Annotated in this window: 25 protein-coding genes; 11 read left to right on the top strand and 14 right to left on the bottom strand. The window is 56.5% G+C overall.

Features of this window, described 5'->3' with window-relative positions; genetic code table 11:
• Window positions 1–158 precede the first annotated feature (158 nt).
• Window positions 159–383, top strand: a complete 225-nt coding sequence (locus KR51_RS02420) for a hypothetical protein (protein ID WP_156914926.1) — start codon at window positions 159–161, stop codon at window positions 381–383.
• A gap of 160 nt (window positions 384–543) precedes the next feature.
• Here the strand turns inward: KR51_RS02420 and KR51_RS02415 are convergent, their stop codons facing one another.
• Window positions 544–1,146 (bottom strand): GerMN domain-containing protein, encoded by a 603-nt coding sequence (locus KR51_RS02415; protein ID WP_022604460.1) that lies wholly within the window; start codon window positions 1,144–1,146, stop codon window positions 544–546.
• A gap of 248 nt (window positions 1,147–1,394) precedes the next feature.
• Here KR51_RS02415 and cbiT point away from each other — a divergent pair, with 248 nt between their 5' ends.
• Window positions 1,395–1,985 (top strand): precorrin-6Y C5,15-methyltransferase subunit CbiT, encoded by a 591-nt coding sequence (gene cbiT / locus KR51_RS02410; RefSeq protein WP_198016667.1) that lies wholly within the window; start codon window positions 1,395–1,397, stop codon window positions 1,983–1,985.
• A 388-nt stretch (window positions 1,986–2,373) separates the two neighbouring features.
• A complete protein-coding gene (locus KR51_RS02405) occupies window positions 2,374–3,261 on the top strand; it encodes a phosphatidate cytidylyltransferase (RefSeq protein WP_022604457.1) in 888 nt (295 codons plus the stop codon).
• A gap of 227 nt (window positions 3,262–3,488) precedes the next feature.
• Here KR51_RS02405 and KR51_RS02400 read toward each other — a convergent pair whose 3' ends face one another.
• Window positions 3,489–4,676 carry a glycosyltransferase gene (locus KR51_RS02400; RefSeq protein WP_022604455.1) on the bottom strand — a complete coding sequence of 396 codons (1,188 nt, stop codon included), beginning with the start codon at window positions 4,674–4,676 and terminating at the stop codon, window positions 3,489–3,491.
• A 156-nt stretch (window positions 4,677–4,832) separates the two neighbouring features.
• Window positions 4,833–5,906: a glucose-1-phosphate thymidylyltransferase gene (locus tag KR51_RS02395; protein ID WP_022604453.1), complete on the bottom strand. Its 1,074-nt coding sequence runs from the start codon at window positions 5,904–5,906 to the stop codon at window positions 4,833–4,835.
• Window positions 5,907–6,374: 468 nt separating this feature from the next.
• Between KR51_RS02395 and KR51_RS02390 the strand changes: the two genes are divergently transcribed.
• The gene (locus KR51_RS02390) at window positions 6,375–7,472 is read left to right on the top strand and encodes a calcium/sodium antiporter (protein WP_040654902.1); all 1,098 of its coding nucleotides are present in this window, start codon (window positions 6,375–6,377) and stop codon (window positions 7,470–7,472) included.
• A 196-nt stretch (window positions 7,473–7,668) separates the two neighbouring features.
• Window positions 7,669–8,340 carry a tetratricopeptide repeat protein gene (locus tag KR51_RS17190; protein WP_051358033.1) on the top strand — a complete coding sequence of 224 codons (672 nt, stop codon included), beginning with the start codon at window positions 7,669–7,671 and terminating at the stop codon, window positions 8,338–8,340.
• 374 nt (window positions 8,341–8,714) lie between these two features.
• Here KR51_RS17190 and KR51_RS02380 read toward each other — a convergent pair whose 3' ends face one another.
• Together KR51_RS02380 and dtd are read right to left on the bottom strand one after the other, a co-directional pair.
• Window positions 8,715–8,993, bottom strand: coding sequence for a DUF3288 family protein (locus tag KR51_RS02380; protein WP_022604447.1), 279 nt, complete (start codon window positions 8,991–8,993; stop codon window positions 8,715–8,717).
• Window positions 8,990–9,442 (bottom strand): D-aminoacyl-tRNA deacylase, encoded by a 453-nt coding sequence (gene dtd / locus KR51_RS02375; RefSeq protein ID WP_022604446.1) that lies wholly within the window; start codon window positions 9,440–9,442, stop codon window positions 8,990–8,992. The genes KR51_RS02380 and dtd overlap by 4 nt, the downstream gene beginning before the upstream one ends.
• A 204-nt stretch (window positions 9,443–9,646) precedes the next feature.
• Here dtd and KR51_RS17940 point away from each other — a divergent pair, with 204 nt between their 5' ends.
• Window positions 9,647–9,994 carry a DUF6444 domain-containing protein gene (locus KR51_RS17940; RefSeq protein ID WP_022604444.1) on the top strand — a complete coding sequence of 116 codons (348 nt, stop codon included), beginning with the start codon at window positions 9,647–9,649 and terminating at the stop codon, window positions 9,992–9,994.
• A 199-nt stretch (window positions 9,995–10,193) separates the two neighbouring features.
• On the opposite strand, the gene KR51_RS21165 is transcribed toward KR51_RS17940, so the two are convergent.
• From KR51_RS21165 to KR51_RS21160, 3 genes are all read right to left on the bottom strand, one after another.
• Window positions 10,194–10,349: a hypothetical protein gene (locus tag KR51_RS21165; RefSeq protein WP_408638079.1), complete on the bottom strand. Its 156-nt coding sequence runs from the start codon at window positions 10,347–10,349 to the stop codon at window positions 10,194–10,196.
• Window positions 10,325–10,525: a hypothetical protein gene (locus KR51_RS19095; protein WP_332254464.1), complete on the bottom strand. Its 201-nt coding sequence runs from the start codon at window positions 10,523–10,525 to the stop codon at window positions 10,325–10,327. Before KR51_RS19095 ends, KR51_RS21165 begins: the two co-directional genes overlap by 25 nt.
• A gap of 119 nt (window positions 10,526–10,644) precedes the next feature.
• Window positions 10,645–10,929 (bottom strand): hypothetical protein, encoded by a 285-nt coding sequence (locus KR51_RS21160; protein WP_408638080.1) that lies wholly within the window; start codon window positions 10,927–10,929, stop codon window positions 10,645–10,647.
• A 57-nt stretch (window positions 10,930–10,986) separates the two neighbouring features.
• On the opposite strand from KR51_RS21160, the gene KR51_RS02360 reads away from it, so the two are divergent.
• Together KR51_RS02360 and KR51_RS02355 are read left to right on the top strand one after the other, a co-directional pair.
• Window positions 10,987–11,259 (top strand): transposase, encoded by a 273-nt coding sequence (locus KR51_RS02360; protein WP_084202373.1) that lies wholly within the window; start codon window positions 10,987–10,989, stop codon window positions 11,257–11,259.
• A gap of 375 nt (window positions 11,260–11,634) precedes the next feature.
• Window positions 11,635–12,846 carry a DHH family phosphoesterase gene (locus tag KR51_RS02355; protein ID WP_084202375.1) on the top strand — a complete coding sequence of 404 codons (1,212 nt, stop codon included), beginning with the start codon at window positions 11,635–11,637 and terminating at the stop codon, window positions 12,844–12,846.
• Window positions 12,847–12,925: 79 nt separating this feature from the next.
• Here the strand turns inward: KR51_RS02355 and KR51_RS02350 are convergent, their stop codons facing one another.
• Both KR51_RS02350 and hisF read right to left on the bottom strand, forming a co-directional pair.
• Complete coding sequence (locus tag KR51_RS02350) at window positions 12,926–13,108, bottom strand: hypothetical protein (RefSeq protein WP_022604440.1); 183 nt, start codon at window positions 13,106–13,108, stop codon at window positions 12,926–12,928.
• A 156-nt stretch (window positions 13,109–13,264) separates the two neighbouring features.
• Window positions 13,265–14,035 (bottom strand): imidazole glycerol phosphate synthase subunit HisF, encoded by a 771-nt coding sequence (gene hisF, locus KR51_RS02345; RefSeq protein WP_022604438.1) that lies wholly within the window; start codon window positions 14,033–14,035, stop codon window positions 13,265–13,267.
• Between the two features lie 58 nt (window positions 14,036–14,093).
• On the opposite strand from hisF, the gene ruvB reads away from it, so the two are divergent.
• From ruvB to KR51_RS02330, 3 genes are all read left to right on the top strand, one after another.
• Entirely contained in the window at window positions 14,094–15,185 is a 1,092-nt protein-coding gene (gene ruvB, locus KR51_RS02340; RefSeq protein WP_022604437.1) for a Holliday junction branch migration DNA helicase RuvB, read from the top strand.
• A 177-nt stretch (window positions 15,186–15,362) separates the two neighbouring features.
• On the top strand, window positions 15,363–15,590 hold the full coding sequence (gene psb35 / locus KR51_RS02335; protein WP_022604433.1) for a photosystem II assembly protein Psb35: 228 nt from the start codon (window positions 15,363–15,365) through the stop codon (window positions 15,588–15,590).
• Between the two features lie 211 nt (window positions 15,591–15,801).
• Window positions 15,802–16,164: a tetratricopeptide repeat protein gene (locus KR51_RS02330; protein ID WP_232214506.1), complete on the top strand. Its 363-nt coding sequence runs from the start codon at window positions 15,802–15,804 to the stop codon at window positions 16,162–16,164.
• 189 nt (window positions 16,165–16,353) lie between these two features.
• On the opposite strand, the gene msrP is transcribed toward KR51_RS02330, so the two are convergent.
• The 4 genes from msrP to sufC form a co-directional block, all read right to left on the bottom strand.
• Window positions 16,354–17,340: a protein-methionine-sulfoxide reductase catalytic subunit MsrP gene (gene msrP / locus KR51_RS02325; protein ID WP_022604431.1), complete on the bottom strand. Its 987-nt coding sequence runs from the start codon at window positions 17,338–17,340 to the stop codon at window positions 16,354–16,356.
• A 657-nt stretch (window positions 17,341–17,997) separates the two neighbouring features.
• Complete coding sequence (locus KR51_RS02320) at window positions 17,998–19,263, bottom strand: SufS family cysteine desulfurase (protein ID WP_022604430.1); 1,266 nt, start codon at window positions 19,261–19,263, stop codon at window positions 17,998–18,000.
• A 97-nt stretch (window positions 19,264–19,360) separates the two neighbouring features.
• Window positions 19,361–20,743, bottom strand: a complete 1,383-nt coding sequence (sufD, locus tag KR51_RS02315) for a Fe-S cluster assembly protein SufD (RefSeq protein WP_022604427.1) — start codon at window positions 20,741–20,743, stop codon at window positions 19,361–19,363.
• Window positions 20,740–21,528 (bottom strand): Fe-S cluster assembly ATPase SufC, encoded by a 789-nt coding sequence (sufC, locus tag KR51_RS02310; protein ID WP_022604425.1) that lies wholly within the window; start codon window positions 21,526–21,528, stop codon window positions 20,740–20,742. Before sufC ends, sufD begins: the two co-directional genes overlap by 4 nt.
• Between the last annotated feature and the right edge of the window lie 38 nt (window positions 21,529–21,566).

Raw genomic sequence — 21,566 nt, 5'->3', positions numbered from 1 at the left:
CCAGCCGATGTTTCGAGAAGTACCTGGAGCAGTTTGCAGCGGCGTATCAGCGAAACCTGCACGTGATGCAGGTCGATGGAGCGGGAGCGCACCGAGCGGGAGCGCTGCAGGAGCTTGTGAACGTAATATTGCTGTTCCAGCCGGTTTAAAGTCCCCAGGTGAACCGATCAAACGGTGCTGAGAATGGGAAAGAGCGGACTGAAGTGCCAGACCTGCGGAGACTTGGGGAACTACGAGAGAAGGTCAAGAAGCAACTGCAGCAGGCGGGGCGGGACCTCATCGCCTCGCTGAAAAGATGGGATGGCTCATCGACCAGCCATCCGTATCAAGTCTTTAAGGAATTATTATTGCTGAAACAAGTGGTGTGGTTGCAGCTGCCGTAGCGTTTTCGGCGTATGGCTACGCTCACGACAAAGTTCTCATAAAACCCCGCCTCGGGGAATGCGCTTTGATATGCTGCTGTCGTTAGCGGTTCGCGCGCGCTGGGCGCAAAGGCAATCCCTGCAGTGCAAGCTGCTGGGAATAAGGGGCGGACTGCAACCACTACAGTGGGTGGTTTCTGGCAAATACCTTACGCGTTAGCGGTTGTTCGACGGCAATACCTTCACCCCCAAGATATTCAACTGGCTCTCCCTCAATGCGCAAGTAAACTTTAGCATTTGGATCGAGGCTCGTAGCCGTGTAGAGAACCTGTGCTAAGCGACCTTGCATCGATGCGCTCCCGCCGCCAAACTGGAATTCTTCGGTGAGGTCGATGTAGATCCCATCTGCACGCACGCTCAAGTCGCGAAGCTTCGTTCCTTCAGGAATTGTTGAGGCATAATCCGAGCTGCCCGGCCCGTCCAAGAGCTCGCTAAATGCTGTTTTCAGCTGCTCTTGCGGTGCTGTATCGACTGCCGGTAGCGGGAGCGATCGCGCGACCAACTCAAAGCTCGTGTCCGTCGGTCGCAGCCAATATACGCTGGATGCCCCTGAAACAGGGACAGCTGCGTCCGGTTGCTCGATAGAGCCGGGCGTCCAAGGCGGCTTGGACATGACTAACGTCTGCCAAGCCCACCAGCCGGCAAAGCCGCCCGCCCCCAGCAGCCCGACCACGATACCTGCCATAACTCCGGCCGAAAACCGCCCTTTTCGCCGCTTGCTCACGATAGCCTCCCAACCAGCTGTCCGATTCGCCCAGCCTTCCGCGCAACCGGTTGCGGTCTGCTTCAACCGCTCTTACACTGTCCAAGTCGCGCCAACCGCTGGCGAATGTTCCTGCCCCGCGATCGACGTAATTCTAGCGTGAGGTCATCTTCCCTGACGGAGAGAGGCGCGTGCCCAATAAAACCTGTTACGATTCGAGCCTGCGTGCTCTCGTATTTCCCGCGCTCGCACTCATAATTATGACCGCGTTGCTCTGGCCCTACTCAACACCTGGTATTCCCGACGATTTATTCGAGCGCCTGCCCGGAATCCCACTTACCAAGCGTGAAGTGCGGCTGCTCATGTTGTCATATTTGCGGATGGAGGCGTCGTCAGTACTTTGGGACGTGGGAGCCGGAACGGGCACTATTTCCGTCGAGCTGGGATTGCTCTGTCCTGAAGGCAAGATCGTCGCTGTCGAGCGCGATGAAGAAGTTGCCGCGCTGATCCGCCGCAACTGCGATCGCTTTGGGGTTGTCAACGTTAAGGTGCTGGAGGGTAGCGCTCCCGAGTGCTTGGAGTCGATTGACGATCGCCCCGACCGCGTCTGCATCGAGGGCGGCCGTCAGGTTCGAGAAATCCTCAAAGCAGCTTGGTCGTTCTTGCCCCATCGCGGGCGCGTGGTGGCCACCGCCAGCAATCTAGAGAACTTATACGCCCTGTCGGCAACCCTCGCCGAACTGCAGGCCCGCAACATTGAAGTCGTGCAGTCGGCACTTAACCGCCTGGAGAAACGCGGCGTATACCAGACCTTTGCTGCCGTCGATCCGATCTTTATCCTCAGCGGCGAAAAACTCTAGTTGCCCGGCCCGTTCCATTCCCCGCCTGCGACAGCGAGAGCGAACTCGTTTCAAGCGGTTGCTAAGGCTGACACGCTCGGGGAATTCCTTAGATTAGTGCACGTCTATACATCCCGAGACAGTAGCGTATTGGCAGCTGAAATGCTCCAGCTGCCTTGCCGACCTTCGGTCTTAAGCAAATTAATCGAGTGCCCATTAGTGGGTTGTTGTAGCAAATCAGCACCCACGACTCAAAATCGGAACCTGTCTTCAGAATCGACGAGTGTTGTTGCTGCGGGTTGCTGCAGGTTACGATCTGTTCGTGACCACAATCTTTTCTTAACCTTTTTTTCTGCCGGGTACGAGCACCGCGATATTGCGATGCTCGTATGTCGGAGTAATGGACTACATGCCTTGGACTCGACTGATTAGCGGCGCGATCGCGATCGCGGTGGCGACAGGAATGATCGTCGGCGGCGGGTGGTTCTTCACCCTCGGGTTTTGCGCGATCGTGGTGTTGGGCGAAATCGAATTTTTTCGGTTAGCCCGCGCCAAGGGCATTAACCCGGCCGCAAAGACGACCTTAGCGCTGTCAATTGGCATGTTGCTGGTAACGACAATTTTCCCTCCGTTAGCGGACGCGATGTTTCCGCTAGCGGGGACGGGAATTTGTTTTTACTTGCTGTTCCAGCCCAAACCCGCCACGATTGCGGATATCTCCACATCGCTGCTCGGTCTGTTCTACGGTGGCTATTTGCCGTGTTACTGGGTCCGTTTGCGCGTTGGTCTTGACGGCGGGTATGGAGCCGGTTACATGGCGCGCGAGATGGGCGAACTGAGCGGCGGTCTGCCTGCAGATTGGTCGGATTTGGGAACGTTTTCGGCTGGCTTGACAGTAACGTTACTGGCGTTCAGCTGCATTTGGGCGGCGGATATCGGAGCTTACGCCATGGGGAAGCTGTTCGGCCGCACCAAGCTCTCAATTGTCAGTCCGAAGAAGACGGTTGAAGGGGCGGTGTTTGGGATTCTCGGGAGTATGACCATGGCGGTGTTCTGGGCGCGATCGCTGGACTGGCCGCTGTGGTGGCTGAGCGGTCTACTGCTGGGCACGACGATCGGCATCACGAGTTTGCTCGGCGATCTAACCGAATCCACGATCAAGCGCGATGCGGGCGTGAAGGATTCCGGGCAGCTAATCCCCGGTCACGGCGGCATCCTCGATCGCACCGACAGCTATGTCTTCACTGCACCGATTGTTTACTACTGCGTCACGCTGCTGCTACCGCTGTTAGCCTGAATCCCGGAGCACGATCTGCCTCTTGCCCGCAAGTCTAAGTAAATCCTGGTAATTGCTAACCGTAGCCGATTGCCTATTAATCCACAACAAAACTTCTTACGAAGTGATTCGGATGGTATTCTGGCAAGCTTGGGAATTCACCATTCCCCACATGTCTCGTAAGACTCGCACAACCGTCAGCTTCGATCCGGAGGTACGCTCTGTAAAATGAATCCCTGAACTCGGCATTACGGTGATTCGGTGACGCGCCAGTTGAGCTTGAGGTTGATCCAGAAATTCCAGAGCGTCACGGCCGCGATCGCCACGAGCTTAGCCAAATACTCGTTAACGTCGAACACATTAAATTGCAGATTGACCAACAGTACGTTCAAGATCAATCCGGCCAGGCAAACGAGATTGAATTTCACCAAGCGTTTCAGCCGCGATCGCCAACCGCGCTGCCGTGCTGAAATATCGCCGAAAGTCCAAAGATCGTTCCAAACGAAGTTGTTGAAGATGGCGAGTTCGGCAGAGGCGATCGCGCCTCGAGTTAATCCCAGTCCGAGGAGATCGCGCAGCACGTAGAACGCTCCCATATCGACGAAGACGCCACTGAAGCCGACGATGCCGAAGCGCAAAAAGCGCTGCACCGGCCAGAGCGCGAAGCGCAGGCGCACCAAATGCTGGATGTAGTCGATGTAGTGACGGTGCGACACCTTGCTCTCGCCAGCCTGGCGTTCTTGGAAAACGTAACCGACCTCGCCGATCCAAGCCACGCGACCGCGCGCCACCACTTCAATCAGGATTTTGTAGCCGATCGGACTGAGTTCGCGATCGAGCAGGCACTTGCGGCGGACCATGAAGTAGCCGCTCATCGGATCTGACACGCACCCGAGCACCCCCGGCAGGACGATCAACCCCAATATTTGCGCTCCCCGCGACAGGAAGCGTCGCGGAAGTCTCCAGTCGCTAACACCACCGCCTTCAATATGGCGGCTGGCAACTGCTAGATCTACGCCTCGTGCGATTTCAGCCCATAGCTTCGCCATCAGCTCCGGTGGGTGTTGCAGGTCGGCATCGATGACGCCCAACACGTCGCCGCGCGCAACTTGCCAGCCGCGGACCACGGCCGACGACAACCCCCGTTCGCCCGTTCGGCGCACGACCCGCAGTTGCGGGTAGCGATCGCTCAGCTTCTGCGCCACTTGCCAAGTATCGTCTGGGCTGTCGTCGTCGACGACGATTAATTCGTATGCTCCCGGCAGAATATCCTCGAGAACTTGAGTGATTTGGTCGATGGCTGCTTGGAGATTATCCGCTTCATTGTGGGTGGGGAGAACGACCGATAGCACCAACGGCGAGTGGGCAGCGGCAGCGGGTAAAAGCGGCTCGGCAGCGATCGCAAGTGGTCCGGTCGGTGGTGGCAGTAGATCCATCTGGATTCGCGCTAGATGATAGCGGCCCGAATCTGCCTCCGTCAGTTTCGGTGGCGGTCGGACTGTGGGTTCGTGCTGGCGGCGAAACCTCGTCAGCTGGGTGCCAGCAAGATTTTTCGTGTTGTCGCAGCTGAAAAACCCTAGTCCTTAGATCGACTAGATCAACTCGATCTTCGAGTCGTCACCGATCATGAGCCGCATCGCCTTCGGACGACGGGGGGCGGTTGTCAGAGACGCGCGCTGGCCGATCAAGCTATCGACAATGCGGCCGGAGACGCCTTCAACACTCGCACCCGCCAAAATGACGCTGTGCTCGATATCCGCATCCACCAGCCGAACGTCGTCGGCAATGCTGGTGTAGGGACCGATGAAACAATTTTCGAGATGGCAGTTCGCGCCCACGATGGCCGGACCGCGAACCGTGCAGTTAATGAGCCGCGAGCCCTCCCCGAGCCGAACTCGACCGGTTGCCTTGGATTGCGCGTCCACCTCGCCGAGAATTGCGGTTTGCAGGCGCGTATCGAGGATGACGCGATTGGCTTCCAGCAAATCGTCTTTCTTGCCCGTATCGAGCCACCAGCCTCGTAGCTGACAGGCTTCCACGCAGGCTTGGCGGTCGATCAGCCACTGAATGGCGTCGGTAATTTCTAGCTCGCCGCGTGCTGAAGGCGAAATGTCCGCGATCGCGTCGTGGATGACTGCTGAAAAGAAATAGATACCCACTAACGCCAGATTCGAGGGCGGCACCTTCGGCTTTTCCACCAACCGCAGCACGCGCCCGTCCGCACCTACCTCGGCAACGCCAAATGCAGTCGGATTCGGGACCGGACATAGCAAAATGGTCGCTGCTAGAGTACGGGTTTTGAAGTCGTTCAGCAGTGCAGCGAGGTCGCCTTGAATCAGGTTGTCGCCGAGGTACATCACGAACGGCGAGTCGCCCAAAAACGGCTGCGCCACCTTGACGGCATGGGCGAGTCCGTCCGGGCTATCTTGACGGATGTAAGTAATTTGTGCGCCAAAGCGCTTGCCGTCTCCGGTCTTCGCCCTTACTTCGTCACCACTTTCGGGGCTGATGACAATACCAATATCGGTAATCCCCGCTGCCACGAGCGCCTCGATGCCGTACCACAGGATCGGTTTGTTCGCGACTGGCACGAGCTGCTTGGCTCCCGTGTAGGTCAGAGGACGCAGACGCGTTCCTTTGCCGCCAGACAGAATGAGCGCTTTCATGAGCTAGCTAGAAACTTGTTGAGAACCGAGATAACGATATCGTCGCACGTGTCGAGCGGTTCGCGCGCGCTGCTCGTTTCAATACATTTAGGGCAAACGTCCCCTGCAGTTATTCCTTGAGGCGGTCGGGGCAGTTGCTCTTGGTCGAGTATCCGCAAGGGGGCGACGGACGGTAGGGCAAACACATCCTGATTTATGTGCCACGACCGAGTTGGGGTTTCAGCGATCTGGAGTGCTTGAACTTAGTTTTGCTCTCAACAAGCCCCGGTCGAGCCGCGCTTATTGCGAAAATTGAGCTGAGATTCCAAGTATGTGGTTGCCTACTACGGACGGCAGTGACAAGCGAGTATGCGACAGTTGCCTAGTATAATGAAGCGCTTGGGCGACGGCACCAGGGGCGAGAGTCTTGTCTGCCGCAACCGGACCCGCCTGCGATCGACGTTGGTGCAACAACTTCGACAAACAGCCATGACCTTTTCAGACGTTGCCTTGTTCGCCATCGGCTTGGTACTGCTCATTGCGGGTGCCGAGCTACTGGTGCGCGGTGCGGCAAGGCTGGCAGCCTTGGCAGGAATTTCCCCGCTCGCGATCGGACTGACGGTGGTTGCCTATGGAACGAGTACTCCTGAGCTGGCGGTCAGTCTGCGCGCGAATTTTACAGCCCAGGCCGGGATCTCGGTTGGCAACATTGTCGGGAGTAACATTTGCAATGTCCTGCTGATTTTAGGAATTTCCGCAACGCTCGCTCCGCTAATCGTGCAGCAGCAGTTGGTACGCCTGGACGTGCCGATCATGATCGGCGTGTCGGTATTGATGTTGATGTTCGGACTCGATGGCGCGATCGATCGCGCGGACGGAATTTTGTTTGTCGTGGGCGCAATCGTTTACACCTGGTTTCTTCTCCACCAAAGTCGCCGTAGGAGCGACCCTAACGATCCCGACTCTGCCGAAGTTGCGTTGCCAGAGTCGGCCTCAACTGGAGAGTGGGTCCAGGATCTGGGCTTGATTTTCGGCGGAGCGGCGTTGCTGCTGTTCGGCTCTCGCTGGTTGGTGACCGGTGCCACGGCGATCGCGCGCTCGTTCGGGCTCAGCGAATTGGTTATTGGTTTGACCGTTGTGGCGTTGGGAACGTCCCTACCGGAAGGGGCGACTTCGGTGGTTGCGAGCTTACGCGGCGAACGCGATATTGCTGTGGGTAACGTAGTTGGTAGCAATATCTTCAACATCCTAGCTGTCTTGGGTCTTGCCAGCGTCGTTGCGCCGAACGGTGTTGCGATATCGGATCCGGCCCTCAACCTCGACATTCCGATCATGATTGCCGTCGCCGTTGCCTGCTTGCCGATCTTCGTCACGGGCAACCAGATCAGCCGTTGGGAAGGCGGCCTCTTCCTCCTCTACTATTTGGCGTACGTAGCATTTTTAATCTTGGACTCGACGCAGCACGAGCAATTGCCCATGTTTAGCGCCGCAATGCTAGGGTTCGCACTTCCGCTGACAGGAGTGACCCTTGGAGTTTTGACCGTATCCTCCCTGAGACGCAAGCGCCAGCGCTCGAAGTTGGATTGACGCTCAGACCTTCTAATCCTCTGAAAGCCAATCGTTCGAATACGAGATGGGACGTGGAATGTGTAATAAGGTTAGGATTGAACTTCATTGACGGTGCGAAAGCGACTTTATGACATTTCCTGGGGTGATTGGGCGGGAAACCCTAGGAAAAGAGTATTGATAAGCTTGTGAGATACTGTTGCTGTTAGTAATGCTTATGTTCGCCCGACATTATTTAGTGATGTTCCTTGGTGTTGCCGCGCTTGCGCTCGCAAGCTGTAGTTCTACCTCACTCGATCCGGCTACTGAGGAGCTATCTATCGGCAAAAACAATTTCAAAGCCAATACCAAAGACAATATTAAAGGGAATATCAAAACCCAACTGGCACAATCGCTTCCCGAAGGCTCGCCTGCACGTGAGAAGGCGGAGGCACTGTTCGAAGCAGGCGAAGATAGCGTGCGCGCGGGTGACTACGAACAGGCAATTGACGAGTTTACAGAAGCGATTTCCATCGATCCAAACTTCGCAAAGGCACTAGGCAATCGCGGGCTAGCGCGGGCACGCTTCGAAGATTACATCGGTGCGATTTCCGATTACGACCGCGCGATCGCGGTCGACCCCAGCCTCTCGGACGTGTACTACAACCGAGGACTTGTGTACCTCAATCTCGGCAAGTTCGAAGACGCGATCGCCGACTTCACGCGCGCGATCGACCGCAAACCCGACTTCGCTCAGGCGCTGGGCAATCGCGGTTTTGCTCGTGCCAAGCTGCACGATTACACGGGTGCGGTTAACGACTTGCAGCAAGCGGGAGAAATCTTTCGCGCCGAGGGCAATGACGCTGCGTACTATCGCATCCAACACGCGATCAAATACTTGCGTCCTTAGAACGTAGCTTGGGCATCAGATTGGCTGGTCGCGCGCGTCCAACCGGCGACGCAACGGAGTGATTTTTCGCTCGCCCCCCACCAATCGCGCTTGCAGTTTTCGCAGTTGTTCTGGCGATTACACTACGGTGGTGTTTGGTGTAGGAATCCCAACTGCACTCACCACGCTTAGACGCACCACATAGTCATGTTTTGGGAAATTTTGCTCCGGAGCGCGACTCTGGATTGGAGCTTGCAGCGCACTATACGTAACGAGACCTTGGGAGTTTGAATTCACAGGAACTGTTGAACGCGCCGTTGGAGTTGGGCTATCGGGTTCGAGTGCGAAACTGAACTGCGGGATCTGAATAGCATGACTGCTGCATCCCCCAGTTCTCAACTCCAATCCTGCTCGTCGGTGAGGGAAGAATGCCCTTGCAGATTGCGGCTGACGTATAGGGCACGCGTGCGGGCAAACAGACTGTCTTCGTCCAGTTGCCACTGCTGTAACAGCAGATCGAGGTCGCGTTGGATAGCACGTGCGCCAGGAAATCCATTGTATCGGATGCGCAACCGCGCCAGGTCGATTAAGTTTGCCTCCGTCGGACCGTCCCGCAATAAGCGATTGACGACATCACGGTCTTGGCGCGATCGCGGATGTTCTTGATCTTTCATGTGCCGGCCTCGCGTTCTAATAAGAGCGTTACGGGTCCGTCATTGTCGATGCGAACCTGCATGTCCGCACCAAACTTACCCGTCGCCACGCGCAGCCCGCTTGCTCGCAACAACTCCGCGAAGCGATCGTACAGTGCCTCGGCAACGGTTGGTGTTGAGGCGCCGATAAACGATGGTCGCCGTCCCTTGCGGCAGTCCCCGTACAGCGTGAACTGGCTGACCACCAGCAACTCACCGCTGATATCGGCAACCGACCGCGCCCACGCCGTGCCATCCTCTCCCGGAAACAACCGCAGGTACAAACATTTACGCGCCATCCATGCAAGCTCGGCATCCGTATCCGTTGGTGCAATCCCAACCAATAACATCAGCCCCCGCGCGATCGCACCGGTCGTTTCTTTGGCTATTGTTACCTGCGACGCCCTTACCCGCTGCACTACAACCCGCATCAACACCACTCTGTCGCTTCGGCAGCGATCCTAAACTATCGTTTGTCGCTAGCTACTTAAGTGACATTCTGCACCATGCTTGGGGTCGGACGTTATGAAAGTTTAGAGCGGTTAAATCAGGAGAAACTCCCACGCCCTTTGTTTCAAAGTTAAGGATTCAGGTGAGGGGCTTGACAAGTGCACCTGTGAAGGTAGCTTGAGGACATGACACCGCTATTGCCCGAGTTCCCTCAAGACCGCGATGCTCTCGAGCAGATGCCCAAGTCGGCATTGATTGACTTGCTTCGTCAGCAGCAGCAAGTTATCGAGCAGCTCGTCGCCGCGGTCGAACGCCTCAAACGTCTGCTCGATTCTGACTCCCAGACCTCCTCGAAGCTCCCTTCCAGCGACCTCATCAAGCGCTTAGAGAACCCGGTCAAACCCAAGCCGACCTCCGACCCCCCACCGCGCCGACCGGGCGGACAACCCGGTCATCCTGGCAAAACTCGCAAGGGGTTCGTTCACTTCGACCGCTGTGGCGTGCCACTCGCGCCACTGTCAACATCCGTATGACATCTGCACGATCGATCGGCTGCTAGGAAACTCTGTTTGCTGCTTCGTTCTCGTGGACACATTCGTCTACGTTGCGTTCTAGCTGATGTAGGCGATCCATGTCTGTGACGCGATCGAGTTCGCGCGATTCTATCTGAGTGATGAGATTTTCGAGTCCCGCTTTACGAGCGCGGATATTCGAACTTTATGAGATCCGACACTACTCGCTCGTAAGTGTCGAAACACTCACAGGCGGCATTCGGACTACAGCATACTGCTGCTGCGCCACCTGCGGTAGATAGCTCAAAACTTTTTTCTTGGCGGCTTTAAAGAGTTCTCCACGCCCTTGGTCTACCTGCAACCCACCACCTCCCATCCCCAACAGCGCCAGCCCAATCGGGGACCTATTACGAAACCGGCGATCGCGGTGACCAAGCCAGCAATCTCTAGCACGGAAATAAAGTTGAGGATGATGTTTTTCCAGTCAAAGCCCGTACTTCCTATTGCCACACCTGAATTGTTTCCGCGCGCAAGTAAAAAAATACCTACCACTCACTTTGCCCACGTAGGTGCATCAACTTCTGGAGAATAACCGGGCAATGGGGGAACTTTTTGACCGGTAAGTTTTTCAGTGATTCTGTCTGTCACCCGAGTGTAGGACGCCCCGTAGCTCATGGTCCTCCGGGTCTATTGAGCGAAAGGGGCGTCCATTTCTTTTTCGGCACCAAGCGACCAGTTGAATGCTTATCGTTCTGGTATTGTTCGAACGCTTTTCGCGGCCCACTTTCGAATTCGGCATGCTTACCAGACGATAGGAAGTCAAAGGAATTGATGTCGGGCTGCCAGCTCAGAAAATCGGCCTCAAAGGCATCGCCAAAACCAAGAACCAAGTCGTGAAATGAGTTGGCAATTTCCGTAGATTTACGGTCGCGAGCAGCGTAATTTTGTCGGGTAATCGCCTCGAATGTCGTTTAACCTCCCGAAATCGGGCCCGACCGAGCAAAAGAGATCGCGTGGATATCGGTCGCCTGCATACTGCCAAGAATCTGGAGTTCTCAGAAAACGTGATGCTGCTATTCCAGCCGCTGTACTGTCCTGAACTCAATCCCGCCGAGCGAGTGTGGCAGCACCTGAAGCGAGACTTGCACTGGGAAGTGTTTGAGGACTTGGAGCAGCTGGAGAGCAAGCTCGTGCAGCTGCTCGAGGAACTCACCCCAGAGGTTATGGCTGCGCTCTCGGGCTATGACTTCATTCTCGACGCTCTATCTGTCGCGAAAATTCTTTGATTTGGTATTAACTCTGCAAGTGTCCTGTATTTTGGGGCGATCGCGGAGACCGTCTTCACCCCGTCAGTGAATTTCCTCGACCGCGCTCGGTGGCGTTCGTCAGCCCAAAACTCGTGGTTCTGGACCGACCATCACTCGCTTCTGAGTCGCCCAAGTATAGTCGGTACCGGCGTCGATCGCCGCCCGATCTAGAAATCAACCGGCTCCAGGCGCTAGATTGGTTAAACAAAAGTAATATGTCGGTGGCTCTTCGCACTCTTTTAAGCTGCTGCGAGGCCTTTGCCATCTGCACTCGCCAAGATGCCAGCAAACACGCACAAATCCGGTGTCAATTCTGAAGACCGAGCGGTGACCCAGAAGGTTCGCGCAAACGGGATGGCTGTCGCGCATCCGGAAGTTAGCTCCTCATGGAACTTCCCGGAGTCCGAAACAGCAGTCGCAGCAGCATTGACCTTTGTCGTTCCGGAAAATGCAGCGCTGACGCGGCTCGTCAACAACCTACACGAGCTACTCGGCCGCCATCGAGGCGAGCGCCTGTTACTGCCGCTACAAGATTTCCCAGACCCGGACGCGCTATCAAGTGCGTGGGCGTTTCAGCTCATCGCCCAGCAGTACGAGATTCAGTGCGAGATTGTTTATGCGGGTACTCTCTCGCACCAAGAGAACATTGCGCTCGTAAAGCTGACGGGTTTGCCAGCCAAGCGTTGGGGTGCCAATACCCTTGGCGAACGCGACCTATCCCCCTATGCGGGCTGCGTGTTGATCGACAGCCAAGGTACGACCAGTCAGCTCATGCCGCTGGTCGTGAAAGCAAACCTACCGATAGTTGCCGTCATCGACCACCACAGCCACCAAGGGGATCTCGCTGCCGAGTTCGCAGATCTGAGATCCCAAACGCGGGCAACGGCGACGATGTTAACTCAGTACTTACAAGCAGGCTTACTGCAGTTCGATACCGGTAATACCAAACACGTTAAATGTGCAACCGCATTGATGCACGGCATCCGTTCCGACAGTAACTCCTTGCTGCAAGCACGCGAGGAAGATTACTTGGCAGTAGCGTATCTCAGCCGGTTCTACGATGCACAATTACTGAACGCGGTGCTGAAATCGGCGCGCTCGAAGCGCGTTATGGACGCGATCGAGCGATCGCTGCGCAACCGCTACATCCACAATGGCTTTTGCATTGCTGGGGTCGGTTACTTGCGTTACGACGACCGCGACGCCATCCCTCAGGTGGCGGACTTTCTTGTTACTGAGGAAAACGTCCACACCGCTGTGGTGTATGGCATCGTCCACAGTGAAGATGCCGAAGTTGAAGTGTTGATTGGCTCTTTACGGACGAATAAAATGACGCTCGATCCGGACGAGTTTATCAAGGAAGCCTTAGGACGAGATACGCAAGGTCGCTATTTCGGGGGCGGTCGTTACATGGCCGGTGGCTTCGAAGTGCAGATCGGCTTTCTCTATGGCTTTAACGATCGCCCGCAGTACGCCCAGCTCAAGTGGGATGTGTTCGATACCCAGGTCAAGCAGAAGCTCATGCGCGCGATCGGCACGGACGATCGCGTCATCCAAACTGACTGAGTGTCTGTACTGAATGTCTGTGTAGAGGGCCGGCCCCTTCCGCACGTGCCCTAACCAGCGATATTGGCGCGGTGTTTTCTCAAGCTAAATACCCCAAGCAATGTCCCATCAACAAGTAAGACACCAAGATCGCAACAGCCGACAGGGCCACGAGGGTTCCAGCCAGCACCAGCGAAAACTCCTGCTCCGCGAACGCCGACTCCATTAAGTGGAGCGACCAGGCAACCAGCGCCACATCGAGCACGAGCACAAAAGACAGCATTTTGTAACGAAATATAACATCCTTTCTTTCAATATATTACACCTGAGGTTGATGCCTGGAAGAGAACGGCAGGTTTTCTTCAGATTCAACAAGGCTGCCTTGAGTGGGGTTAATTGCCTTGTTAAAAGTGCGCTTGCCGGCTGTCGCATCTGGGTTCTAGGTCGCACGAATCGGAACGCAGCGGTCGCCCAGGTAAGTTTTGATTTCTGCCACGGTGAGCTGACCGTAATGGAGCAGCGAAGCCAGCAGTGCGGCTTCTGCTTGCCCTTCCACGAGAGCCGCGCGAATGTGCTCGACCGTACCCGCACCGCCCGATGCAATGACCGGTACCTGCACGCGTTCGGCGATCGCGCGCGTCAGCTTTAGGTCGTACCCGGCCTGTGTGCCGTCGGCATCCATACTGGTGACCAACAACTCGCCCGCACCGCGAGCTTCGACCGCTTGCGCCCATTCCAACGCGTCAATGCCCGTGTTCTCACGGCCGCCGCGCACGTAGACGTCCCAACCGGGTCGGTTGGGATCCTCGCGCCGGCGGGCGTCGATCGCCACGACGATACATTGGTTGCCGAAGCGATCGGCAGCTGCGCCAACAAAATCCGGGTTGCGGACGGCAGCGGAGTTGATGCTAACTTTATCGGCACCGGCGCGCAGGAGGTTTTTGATGTGGTCCAAGCTGGATACACCACCACCAACCGTGAGTGGTATAAACACCTGTTCTGCCGTACGGTAAACGACGTCGAGAATCGTGCCGCGCTCCTCATGGGTTGCAGTGATATCGAGAAACACGAGTTCGTCTGCACCAGCAGCATCGTAGGCGCGCGCCAGTTCCACCGGATCGCCTGCATCGCGCAGCTCAACAAAATTTACGCCTTTGACCACGCGCCCGGCTTTAACATCCAAGCACGGCACAATTCGTTTTGATAACATGTCACGGCCTTAAAATGTAGTTCCTACGTACGCATATCGCGCCGAGTTTGGCATTCCGATGGCCATCAAACGCTCCTCAGACCTTCCCGGCATTCCTCATTCTGCCGCACCGGCAGCGTCCCCCGTGCCCGAGATGTCGTCGCGATCGCGAGTGCCCCGCGATGCGACGATCGCGCCCGAAGCCACGCCAGCCGAAACGACCAGTGGTGCGGAGGAATCGATTCGTCCGCGCCGCTTGTCCGACTACATCGGTCAAAAAGACCTCAAAGATGTGCTCGATATTGCCATTCGCGCTGCAAAGGGACGCAGCGAAGCTCTAGATCACTTGTTACTGTATGGTCCGCCCGGACTCGGCAAGACGACGATGTCACTGATCCTCGCCGCAGAGATGGGCGTCAACTGTCGCATTACAGCAGCACCCGCGCTCGAGCGCCCGCGCGACATTACCGGTTTGCTCGTCAGTCTCAACCCCGGAGACATCCTATTCATTGACGAGATCCACCGCCTCAATCGGATGACCGAGGAGTTGTTGTATCCGGCAATGGAAGACCGCCGCATTGACATCACGATCGGCAAAGGTCAAGGCGCCCGAACGCGCAGCATTCCCCTGGCGCCATTTACCCTCATTGGGGCAACAACTCGCGTTGGAGCGCTCACTTCCCCCCTGCGCGATCGGTTTGGGATGATCCAGCGCTTGCGTTACTACGATACGGATGAGTTGAGCCAGATCGTGCACCGTACGGCTGCCTTGCTCGAAACGCCCGTAACCGACGATGGTGCTTTAGAAATCGCCCGCCGGGCGCGCGGCACCCCGCGCGTAGCCAATCGCTTGCTCAAGCGCGTGCGCGACTTTACGCAAGTCAAGGAATTGGGTACGGTCGATCGCGCGATCGCGGCCGACGCGCTGGAACTCTTCGAAATAGATCCCCTGGGCTTGGACTGGACGGATCGCGCCGTGCTGCAGACTGCTATCCAGCAATTCGGCGGCGGACCAGTAGGCTTGGACGCAATTGCTGCGGCCACGGGCGAGGATGCTCAAACCATCGAAGACGTTTACGAACCCTATCTGCTTCAAATCGGGTTTCTCAGTCGCACGCCGCGCGGGCGCGTGGTGACTGAGGCAGCCATGCGTCACCTCGGCTATCGTTAGGCGCCCAACTGACGATGGAGCGCGTCTTCACTGCAGGACTCACCAACGACCGGGTGCGCGCGGTGCTATCGACTGACAGAGTTCGATGTTACGCGCGGCAATCTCAATCCCTTGATGGAAGCTCGAAACTCTTGGCTTTGGTACTATGCGGTCGCCACTTAGAGGATAACGAACAAAATGACATCAGTATCGCAATTATTTATGCATCTCATGCAAGCTGAGGCTGCTGCTGACGGCAGCTTTCCGGTCTGGTTTACAGCCGTGTATGTCGTCGGCTTCATTGCCGCTGTCACAATCGGCTCGCTGGCTTGGTACAACTCGAAGCGTCCGCCCGGTTGGGAAGGTCAAGAACGCCCAGATTGGTTACCTGACGTCGAAAAAGATCGCGATTCCAGCGAATCATAACGCCTATCATCGCTGTCGCGGAGCAAGGCACCCAATAAACTTTTTTGGTGCTCCGACTTCGCCTCCACATCAGTTGTGGGGGCAAGATCTGTCGTGGGGGCAGGTGTTGTGAGGGCAGTTACGGCCTAACAGCATAGAACGTCGCCAAGAACTCCCAAACCGTTGGTTGCCGAGGACGGGCAGAACCAAGGCAAGGCTTTCACAAAGGAAGGTGAAGACTTCTCCTACCGAGATAGTAGATCGTCTGGTCGGCCGCCTCATGGTAAACCTCAGAGATTCTGACGAATCGATCCGCCTGCCCGCCACAGCTCAGTTGTGGCGAATTTGGTTCCAACAGAAAGGCGTGTGGGGCATCGAGCAGCTCCGTCGGGCGCAATTTCCGCTCGACGCGAGCGATCCGGAAGCAGCGGAAGCGCTATTGAGCGAGATCGCGGCCGAAACCCCAGACTTTGCTGCAGCTTGGAATCGCCGGGCCGTGCTCTACTTCACTCGCGGCTACTATCCCAAATCCCGTGAGACTGCCAGCATGCGGTCGAACTCACACCGCTTCACTTCGGAGTGTGGCACGGCATGAGACTGTGTCACACTGCCCTCGCGAACTACCCTGGAGCTTTCCAGGCGTCCACAAGGCATTAGATATTCAACCTTACGCTTCGATCGAGCAAAAGCTAGTCTCGAATGCCCTATGCAAATGAGCATACTGTGGGAGCCCCAGCAGCGCTAAACCGAGCGGAGGCTCTTGGTGGCGTCGATCGCGATCGCGTTATGGGTAGAGGTGTGCGACGTATTCGCCGTAGCCATTAAATGGCAGCGTTTCCACGATATCCCAGGACAAGTCGGGACCGGTACTGATGAATTTTTCGGTTGCTTGCGACCAGCGCGGATGGGGCTTCGTCGGGTTGACGTTGGCGATGAAACCATACTCATTGGGAGCGAGCGTATTCCAGTAGGTTGCCGGTTGCTCGGCCAGAAACTCGATCTTGACGATTGACTTCCCTCCTTTGAATCCGTACTTCCAGGGCAGCACTGCGCGTACTGGTGCTCCATGCTGTTTGGGCAACTCTCGACCGTAAATACCGATCGCGAGGAACGCTACTTCTGAATTCATCTCGTCGAGGGTCAGCCCTTCTGTGTAAGGCCAAGGCAAAGAGCCCAGGTGGAATCCCGGTCCGGGCATAGTTTCAGGGTCGTACAACGATGTAAAGCGAACGTATTTTGCGTTGGCAGTCGGCTCGACGGCAGCAACGAGCGCTCGCATTGGGATGCCGACCCAAGGCAACACCATCGACCACGCTTCGACGCAGCGGAAACGGTAAATACGCTCCTCGACTGGAAACTCGCGTTTCAGGTCGTCGAGGTCGAACGTGCGCGGTTTCCGAACCAAGCCAGTCACTTCTACCGCCCAAGGATCGGTCGGCAGGTTTTGTGCCTGGGGCCAAATACTTTTGTTGCCGCCAAATTCATAAAAGTTGTTATACTGACCGGCCAGCAGGCGATCTGTTACGGGGCGATCTACTTGAGCAAAGGCGGGGTTGGTGCTTAGGGGTTCGATCTCCGGCAAATCCAGGGTCATCTGGAGTGCCGATTGGGCTTTGGAGTTCTTTTGGCAACCGACAAGGGAAACGGTGGTTGCGCCAATGCTCGCGCCGACAACTCCCTTGAGGAAACGGCGGCGGTTGAAGTAAACGGTTTCAGAGGTTACGGCTCGCTCGGGGAGTTGCCAACCAGAAGGCACGTGCAGAAAAGCCATGGAGAATTGGAAAAGATTTCGTGGTAGTGAGAAGAAGATTGACTCACTCCAATCCTACGCGATCGCGTTTTAGCACTTAGCAGTCGAGCAGATAGAAAATAACTGGTCCATCTATCCTCGCTGCTATCAATGGGGATGCCGACTTCTACAGCCGTTAACAATCCCCGGACCGATACCTCACTTTATAAATAATGGTCCTTGATAAAAATTCACTAACGATCGTCGTTTTGTTGGGGAATCCTGCAGCTATGCAGCATCCGGGGTGAGGACATCAACTGGAGGCGATCTCAATTTACGCAGAGAGGGTAATCGAACTCCGAAAATGACAATGCAGCTGTGTGCCTAGCTTCGAGCCGGTGTTTGATTCAGCGTTTGACTTCACACTAACTCGGGTCCTGGGCAAGTCTGCCCCTTCTACCCAGCATGCAAGTCTCAGGACGTGCAAAACCTCGTAAGTAATAAATTTTTGCGTTTCCAAGGGTTCCAGCCGTCATGGCGATCGCTCGGGCAGGGTTGGCTCAGAGTGCAGTCGCCAAACCTGATGCATCCACGTCCTTTGCGCGAACGTTTGCAAGCGCCTGGAAACTGCTGAGCGCACCTCGACCTCGGGTTCCATCTTCTCCAACCGCCTCGCCAAACCAATTTATGACGATTGGCTCAGTTATTTAGGGCGCTCGAGAAGAAATCGATCGTTTCGCACAAGGCAGCAGCAAAGGTGTCGATTTCTGCGTGCGTGTTGTAAAAATACAAGCTCGCGCGGGCCGAGCCCGACGCACCCAGAATCCGGTGCAGCGGCTGCGTGCAGTGGTGCCCCGAGCGAATTGCGATCCCGTCTCGATCGAGCAACGTTGCGAGGTCGCTGGCATGCGCTCCGGTTACGTTAAATGAAGCCAGGGCAGCGCGATCGCAGCCATTTGCGGCTGGTTGGGGACCGTAAATCCGCACTTCGGGCAGCGTCCGCAGCTTGGCGAACAAATGTGTGGTTAGTTCTTCCTCATAAGCATGTATGCGATCCATGCCAAGATCGCTCAGATAATCAACTGCCGCTCCCAAAGCGATCGCCTCACCGATCGCCGGCGTGCCGGCCTCGAACTTGTGGGGGAGTTCGGCCGTTGTGAAGCGATCGAGAAAGACCTCGCCGATCATTTCGCCCCCGCCGAGGAACGGCGGCATCGACTCTAGTAACGCGAGCTTGCCGTAGAGGAAGCCGATTCCGGTCGACGCGCACATTTTGTGACCGCTGGCCACCAACCAGTCGCAGTCGAGTGCCCGGACGTCGATGGGCATGTGCGGCACGCTCTGGCAGGCATCGAGCAGAACCTTCGCGCCATAACGGTGGGCGATCGCGATAATCTCCGCAGCCGGATTGATACAGCCGAGCGTATTTGACACGTGGACGATCGCGACGAGCTTGGTTTTATCTGAGACAAGCGCGCGATACCCATCGAAATCGAACGTTTCGTCAGGCGTCAATTCGACGTACTTGAGTACGGCACCCGTCCGCTTTGCCAGCATCTGCCAGGGCACGAGGTTACTGTGGTGTTCCATTACCGACAGGACGATCTCGTCACCGGCTTGTAGATTGCTCGCCCCCCAGGTATGGGCAACGAGGTTGATGGCTTCGCTCGCGTTGCGCGTGAAGACAATCTCGTTGCGCGATGCTGAATTGACAAAAGCCGCAACCTTATCGCGAGCGGCCTCGTACTTCTCAGTTGCCCGCGCGCTTAATGCGTGCGCGCCGCGATGCACGTTGGCGTTGTCGTTTTCGTAATAGTCGCGTAAAGCATTCAGCACGGCGACTGGCTTTTGAGAAGTTGCCGCGTTGTCGAAATAAATCAGCGGGTTGCCGTGGATCTCCTGGTTGAGAATCGGGAAATCGGCGCGGACTTCAGCAGCAAGAGGCTTGTTCTGAGTGAGAGTCATAGCGACAAAGCTTCACTAGCAGTCGGGAACGGTTGGCGTATCACACACCCACGGACTAGGGCGATCGCGTCTCCAGCCCGGAGCCGCGATGCGCCTGTCAAGTCAGGAACGCGCTGGCAACATGAGCAGCTAAGCGATCGCGCAGTCGGGCGATCGGAATGCGGTCGATAACTTCGGCTGCAAAGGCTGCAACCAACAAATTTCGCGCAGCGGCTTCGTCCAATCCGCGACTGCGCAGATAGAAGATTTCGTCCGGCTCGAGTTGACCGACTGTCGCGCCATGGGAGCACTTCACATTGTCCGCCACGATCTGCAGCTGCGGTTTGGTATCGATCCGCGCCTTCGGCGACAGCATCAAATTGCGGTTGAGCTGAGCGGCATCGGTGAGTTGCGCGATCTTCGGCACGAATACTTTGCCGTTGAAAACGGCATGGGCGCGATCGCCGGCGATGCATTTGTGCAGTTGATTGCTCGTGCAGTGTGGCGCGCGCAGGTAAATGGCACTGTGAGTATCGGTCAGGCGGTTGTCGTCCGCCAGAGATAGCCCGTTCAGCCGCGTGTCGGCCTGCTCGCCCTCCACGTAAACATCGAGATTGTGACGGGACAGACGCGCGCCGACATCGAGCGCGTTGCAGGTGTAGCGACTGTCACGCGCTTGTCCGACGGCCGTGCGACCGATGTGAATTGCCGCCGAGGCAGATTCCAACTGGCAGCGCGTGTGTGCGATCTGCGCGTTGGCGTCCAGCCAAAACTCAGAAACGCTATTCGTCCAATAGGAACTGTTGGCATTGTCTGCGAGCGTTGCAAACTGCTCGACAATCTGCACGCTCGAACTGCGACCGGCAACGACAAGCGATCGCGGCTGAATCAAGAGCGATCGCTCGCCTGGAGCTGCCAAGAACAATAGCTGAATCGGGTGCTCGACAACGACGTTGGGCTCTACCCAAACAACGGCTAGGTCAGCAATCCCGGCTTCATTGAGAGCAGTGAAAACCTCTTGACGACCTTCCTGCCGGCCGAGATAGTCCGGCAAGCGGGCGGCCTTTTCCGCGCCCAGCTGCGCGAGATTGCCCGCAAAGACCCCGTCCGGCAGCGCACTCGTGTCGGACAGGTGTGCCGCGAAGAATCCATTCACAAAGACCAAGCGGCTGCCGGCTGTATCCGGTAAAGTCATCGCCTCGATATCTTTGGCAACGACATCAACCAATTCTGCAGATTGTTGGACGTCAAGCTCGAACAACGGTGACAGGTCCGTGAACCGCCACTCTTCGTCCTGCCGCGTCGGCATCCGTGCGGCAGTCAAGCGTGCGCAGGCTTCGCCGCGCCACTGACGCAACCACGTATCGACTTCATCGGTGGGAGCAACTAGTTCGCTCCGGCACTGCTGCAGCAACGGCGTCAAGTCGCCACTCGTCTCGATTGCGGTTCCGCTCACCGAACGATTCTCGGAAGCGATCGCGTTTGATGTTCGCACGCTCATGCGATCGCCTCCGCCGAGACTTGAACGTCCAGCCAGTCGTAGCCGCGTTCTTCGAGTTCCAATGCCAGCTCTTTGCCACCACTCTTGACGATGCGACCCTCGTACATTACGTGTACGTAGTCGGGTTCGATGTAATTCAACAAACGTTGATAGTGCGTGATCAGGACGGTTGCGTTGTCCGGCGTCGCCAGTTGGTTGACGCCACTGGCAACGATCTTCAATGCATCGATATCCAGTCCCGAATCCGTTTCGTCGAGAATGGCAAGCTTGGGTTCGAGCAGCGCCATCTGCAGGATTTCGTTGCGTTTCTTCTCACCGCCCGAGAAACCTTCGTTGAGACTGCGCTCTAGGAAGCTCGGGTCCATACGGACGACCTCAAGCTTTTCCTCGACAAGGTCTTCAAAGTCAAACGGATCGAGCTCGTCCTGCCCGCGATGCTTGCGCAGGGCATTGTAAGCAGTTCTCAGAAAGTCGAGGTTGCTGACACCCGGAACTTCAATTGGATACTGAAACGCCAAGAAGATGCCTGCCAGGGCACGCTCGTTTGGCTCTAAATCGAGCGCACTTGCTCCACAGAACTCGATCTCGCCGCCCGTTACCTGGTAACTCGGATGCCCGGCCAGGACTTTCGAAAACGTGCTCTTACCCGAACCGTTACGCCCCATGATGGCGTGGATCTCTCCGGCTTTAACGGTTAGATCCAACTTCTTGAGGATCTGCTTGTCGTCGATACTCGCACTGAGGTCGCGTACCGATAGAATGACCTCACTTCCGTCTCGAATCATCGCTCTCGCCCTTAATTTTCTGCATCGATCCAGCAATC

The organism is Rubidibacter lacunae KORDI 51-2, assembly GCF_000473895.1.
Taxonomy (GTDB): Bacteria; Cyanobacteriota; Cyanobacteriia; order Cyanobacteriales; family Rubidibacteraceae; genus Rubidibacter; species Rubidibacter lacunae.
The sequence above is the reverse complement of the archived record's forward strand: the minus strand, read 5'-3'. Positions and strand labels throughout refer to the sequence as shown.